At 72.1% G+C, this 4,776-nt stretch carries 4 protein-coding genes; 1 reads left to right on the top strand and 3 read right to left on the bottom strand.

Features of this window, described 5'->3' with window-relative positions; genetic code table 11:
• Positions 1-38: 38 nt before the first annotated feature.
• Positions 39-1,571, bottom strand: a complete 1,533-nt coding sequence (locus DLJ47_RS32105) for an acyl-CoA carboxylase subunit beta (RefSeq protein ID WP_109905690.1) — start codon at positions 1,569-1,571, stop codon at positions 39-41.
• A gap of 195 nt (positions 1,572-1,766) precedes the next feature.
• Between DLJ47_RS32105 and DLJ47_RS32100 the strand changes: the two genes are divergently transcribed.
• The gene (locus DLJ47_RS32100; protein WP_109905688.1) at positions 1,767-2,114 is read left to right on the top strand and encodes a hypothetical protein; all 348 of its coding nucleotides are present in this window, start codon (positions 1,767-1,769) and stop codon (positions 2,112-2,114) included.
• Between the two features lie 50 nt (positions 2,115-2,164).
• Here DLJ47_RS32100 and DLJ47_RS32095 read toward each other — a convergent pair whose 3' ends face one another.
• Both DLJ47_RS32095 and DLJ47_RS32090 read right to left on the bottom strand, forming a co-directional pair.
• Entirely contained in the window at positions 2,165-3,085 is a 921-nt protein-coding gene (locus DLJ47_RS32095) for a hydroxymethylglutaryl-CoA lyase (RefSeq protein WP_109905692.1), read from the bottom strand.
• 293 nt (positions 3,086-3,378) lie between these two features.
• Positions 3,379-4,716 carry an acetyl-CoA carboxylase biotin carboxylase subunit gene (locus DLJ47_RS32090; protein WP_109905686.1) on the bottom strand — a complete coding sequence of 446 codons (1,338 nt, stop codon included), beginning with the start codon at positions 4,714-4,716 and terminating at the stop codon, positions 3,379-3,381.
• Positions 4,717-4,776: the final 60 nt, after the last annotated feature.

Below are 4,776 nucleotides of genomic sequence, written 5' to 3'. Positions count from 1 at the left end.
GGTGGGCCCGCGCCGGCCGGGTGGGGCCGGCGACGGGGTCAGACCGGGGTGACGCCGTGCCGGCGCCGGGAGAAGTGCCGTTCCTTGTGCCGGGCCGCGGCGAACCGGCGGACCAGCTCGGCGCGCAGTTCGTGCGGCTCGACGATCGCGTCCACCACCAGCTCGCTGGCGAGCCGGACGATGTCGATGTCCCGCTCGTACTCCTCGCGTTTGGCGGTGACGAAGGCGGCCCGCTCGGCCTCGTCCTCGATCGCCGCGATCTTGTTGGCGTAGACCGCGTTCACCGCCGCCTCGGCGCCCATCACCGCGATCTTGGCGGTGGGCAGTGCGATGGTGGCGTCCGGCTCGAAGCCGGGGCCGGCCATCGCGTAGAGGCCGGCGCCGTACGCCTTGCGGACCACCACGCAGATCTTCGGCACGGTGGCCTCGGAGATCGCGGTGATCATCTTGGCGCCGTGCCGGATGATGCCCTGCTTCTCCACGGCGCTGCCGACCATGAAACCGGGTACGTCGCTCAGGAAGAGCAGCGGCACGTTGAACGCGTCGCAGAGCTGCACGAACCGGGTCGCCTTGTCGGCCGAGTCGACGAAGAGCACGCCGCCCTTGAACATCGAGTTGTTGCCGACCACGCCGACGACCTCGCCGTTCAGCCGGCCGAAGCCGATGGTCAGCTCCTTGGCCCAGAGCGCCTGGATCTCGAAGAAGGAACCCTCGTCGAGCAGGCCCTTGACGTACCGCCGCATGTCGAACGCCTGCCGCTCGCTCGCCGGCACCAGCGCGGCCAGATCGGCCTTCTCCGGCGCGGGCACGGCCTCGACGGCCGGCGGGGCCTGCGTCCAGTTCGCCGGCAGGTACGACAGGTAGCGCCGCACCACGTCGAGCGCGTCGGTCTCGGTCTTGCAGAGGAAGTGCCCGACACCGGACTCGGCGCAGTGCACCTTGGCCCCGCCCATCGCCTCCAGCGTGGTCTTCTCGCCGGTGACCATCTCGACCATCCGGTCGGAGCCGAGGTACATGCTGGCGTTGCCGTCGACCATCGCCACCACGTCGCAGAACGCCGGGATGTACGCCCCGCCGGCCGCGCTCGGCCCGAAGAGGGCGCAGACCTGCGGGATCGAGCCGGAGGCGCGTACCTGGTTCCAGAAGATCTTGCCGGCGCCGCGCCGACCCGGGAAGAGCTCGACCTGGTCGGTGATCCGGGCGCCGGCCGAGTCGACCAGGTAGACCATCGGTACGCCGGTCGAGTAGGCCCGCTCGATGATCCGGATGATCTTCTCGACGGTACGCGCGCCCCAGCTGCCGGCCTTGACCGTGGAGTCGTTGGCCATCAGGCAGACCGGCCGGCCGTCGATGGTGGCGGTGCCGGTCACCACGCCGTCGGCGGGCAGTCCCTCGGCCATCGCGTTGGCGTAGAGGCCGTCCTCGACGAAGCTGCCCTCGTCGACCAGGAGCGCCACCCGCTCCCGGGCGAAGAGCTTGCCCTTGGCGGCGTTCGCCGCGTGGTACTTGTCCGCACCGCCGGCCCGGGCCCGCTTGCGCAGCTGTTCCAGAGCCTCACCGTCGAGCGTCACGCCGACTCCCTCGCCGCCTGGGGCCGACCGCCTCGTGGGCGGACCGACCGACCTGAACGATCGTTAGGCTAGCGCATCGTCCTCCGCTTCGGCGACCCGCCGGGCGGTCACCGCCCCCACGGCCGCGCGGTTCGCCGTCATACTCCGGCCACACATCGGAGCCGCAGCACCTCCGACTCGACGGGAGCACGCGGAATGACCGACTCGAAGCCGTCCGCCCCGGACCACACGAGGCGAACGGCGATCTCCGCCGTTCTCATGATCGCCGCCGTCGTGATCCTGCCGTGGTTCGCCTTCGTGCTGGCGTGGTACTCCCCGCAAGCCACCAGCCGCGGCTACTGGGACGCCGACTTCGGTCGGCACATCCCGGACACCAGGGTGTGGTGGTGGTCCGCAGCGATTTGCTGGGCGCTCACCCTCGGCTCCCTCGTCCTCTGCTTCAGTCGGCGGAGAGCCGCCGGTTGGTGGATCTGGCCGGTGTCGACGGTCGCCTTCATCATCACCGCCTTCGTGACCCTCCAACGGGTGGGGGCGGGTGTGTGACGGTCCGCCGGGCCCCCGCGCGACAGCGTTGCGGCCCAGGCGGCACCGGGTCAGGCCGGGAGCGGGGTGAGACGGGTACGGGGGCCGGCCCGGAGGACGCCGCTCGGCAGCTTCTTGCCGACCAGTTCCTCGGCCAGCTCGGCCACCTCGATCAGGGCGTCCAGGTCGATCCCGGTGTCGATGCCCATGTCGTGCAGCATGTGCACCGCCTCCTCGGTGGCCAGGTTGCCGCTGGCCCCCGGCGCGTAGGGGCAGCCACCGAGGCCGCCGACGCTGGCGTCGAACTCGGTCACCCCCAGCTCCAGCGCGGTCAGCAGGTTGGCCAGCGCGGTGCCCCGGGTGTTGTGGAAGTGCAGCAGGACGGGAATGTGCGCGTTGCGGTCGCGTACCGCGGTCAGCAGGTCGCGGACCCGGCGCGGAGTGCCCATGCCGGTGGTGTCGCCGAACGCCACCCGGTCCGCGCCGTCGCGAACCACCCGGTCCACGATCGCGGCCACCCGGGCCGGGTCGGTGTCCCCCTCGTACGGGCAACCGAAGCTGGTCGCGATGATCACCTCGGCCTGCGCGCCGGCGCCGTGCAGCAGGTCGATCAGCTCGGCGATGTCGTCCAGCGACTCCTCGGTGGAGCGGTTCACGTTCCGCCGGTTGTGCGTGTCGCTGGCCGAGACCACCACCTCGATCTCGGTGAACCCGGCGGCCAGGGCGCGCTGCGCGCCCCGGGTGTTCGGCACCAGCGCCGAGTAGCGCACCCCGTCGGCCTTCGTGGCCCGCCGCCACACCTCGTCGGCGTCGGCCATCTGCGGGATCGCCTTCGGGTGTACGAACGACACCGCCTCGATCCGCCGCACGCCGGTGCCCGAGAGCGCGTCGAGCAGGCGCACCTTGGCGTCGGTCGGGATCGGCTCCTCGTTCTGGAGCCCGTCGCGGGGCCCGACCTCCCGGATCGACACGGAACTTGGCAGCTGGCTCATCGCGGTCACCTCACTGTGACGGGTCCTGACTGACACCGGCGCACGTCCTTTGCGCTGCTTCAACCCACGCAACGGCCGCCGTCCGTCATCCGGACAACCGGTACTGCGTCCACTGAAGCAGAGCAAAGGACCCGCTGCCACCGCACCCCAGCCTCGCAGAACCACCGGCGGGACCAGGCCGGCGGGGCCAGGCCGCCGGGACCGGGCCGCCGGGACCGGGCCGGCGTGGTCAGGCCCCCGGGGCCAGGCCGCCGGGCCGGCAGGGAGGAGGCCGGCCCGGCCGCCGAGCGAGGTCAGCGCATCCGGCCCACGATGCCGGTGTCGTAGTCCCCGGAGAGGAACTCCTCGTTCTCCAGCAGCTCGGCGAAGAAGGGGAGGTTGCACTTCGGGCCGGCGACCTCGAACTGGGCCACCGCGGCCCGGGCGCGCCGCACCGCCTCCTCGCGGGTGGCGCCGCTGACGATCAGCTTCGCCATCAGGCTGTCGTAGAACGGGGTGACCGTGTTGCCGGCGACGTAGCCGGAATCGACCCGCACGCCCTCGCCGGCCGGCTCGTTCCAGGTGCTGATCGCACCCGGGCCGGGCAGGAAGCGCTTCGGGTCCTCGGCGTTGATCCGCAGCTCGATGGCGTGCCCGCGCGGCGCGAGCGCGTCCGGGTCGAAGGTCGGGGCCAGCCCGGCGGCGACCCGCAGCTGCTCCTCGACCAGGTCGACCCCGTAGACCAGCTCGGTGACCGGGTGCTCCACCTGGAGTCGGGTGTTCATCTCCAGGAAGAAGAACTCCTGCGTGGCCGGATCGAGCAGGCACTCCACCGTGCCCGCGTTGCGGTAGCCGACCGCCTCGCCGGCCCGCACGGCCGCCGCCAGGAAGCGCTCGCGCAGCTCCGGCGAGACCGCCGGCGACGGCGACTCCTCGACCAGCTTCTGGTTGCGCCGCTGCACCGAGCACTCCCGCTCGCCCAGGGCCACCACCCGACCGTCGGCCAGGCCGAGGATCTGCACCTCGACGTGGCGCACCCGGGGGAAGTACCGCTCGATCAGCACCGAGCCGTCGCCGAACATCCGCTCGGCGAACGAGCGCACCTTGTCGTACTCGGTGCGCAGCGCGGCCTCGTCGTTCGCCACGCCCATGCCCATCCCGCCGCCGCCGGCCGCCGCCTTGACCATCACCGGGTAGCCGATCTCCGCCGCCGCGGCGACCGCCGCGTGCAGGTCGGTCGCCGGGTCGGTGGTGCCGGGCGCCACCGGCACGCCGGCCGCCGCCATCAGGTTCCGGGCGTTGATCTTGTCGCCCATCGCGGCGATCGCGTCCGCGCCGGGTCCGACCCAGATCAGCCCGCTCGCCTCGACGGTACGGGCGAAGTCGGCGTTCTCCGACAGGAAGCCGTAGCCGGGGTGGATGGCCTGCGCGCCGGTCGACTTGGCGGCGGCAAGAATCGCCTCGACGTTCCGGTAGCTCTGGGCCGGGTTGGCCGGTCCCACGCAGACCGCCTCGTCGGCCTCGGTCACGAACGGCAGGCCGGCGTCGGCCTCCGAGTGCACCGCGATCGCGCGGACGCCGAGCCGCCTGGCGGTACGGATGATCCGGCGGGCGATCTCGCCCCGGTTGGCGACCAGCAGCGACTCGATCATTCTTCCTCCCAGCGTCCAAGGATTGGGACGCTGACAGCGAACCACGCCGCCCCCACCACC

Source organism: Micromonospora sp. S4605 (assembly GCF_003176715.1).
In the GTDB taxonomy this organism is placed as follows: Bacteria; Actinomycetota; Actinomycetes; order Mycobacteriales; family Micromonosporaceae; genus Micromonospora; species Micromonospora echinaurantiaca.
This window is presented reverse-complemented; position numbering and strand designations above follow the sequence as displayed.

Coding starts and splice junctions, on each gene's coding strand:
- DLJ47_RS32100 (WP_109905688.1), top strand. CDS start 1,767: ATGACCGACTCGAAGCCGTCCGCCCCGGACCACACGAGGCGAACGGCG.
- DLJ47_RS32095 (WP_109905692.1), bottom strand. CDS start 3,085: ATGAGCCAGCTGCCAAGTTCCGTGTCGATCCGGGAGGTCGGGCCCCGC.
- DLJ47_RS32090 (WP_109905686.1), bottom strand. CDS start 4,716: ATGATCGAGTCGCTGCTGGTCGCCAACCGGGGCGAGATCGCCCGCCGG.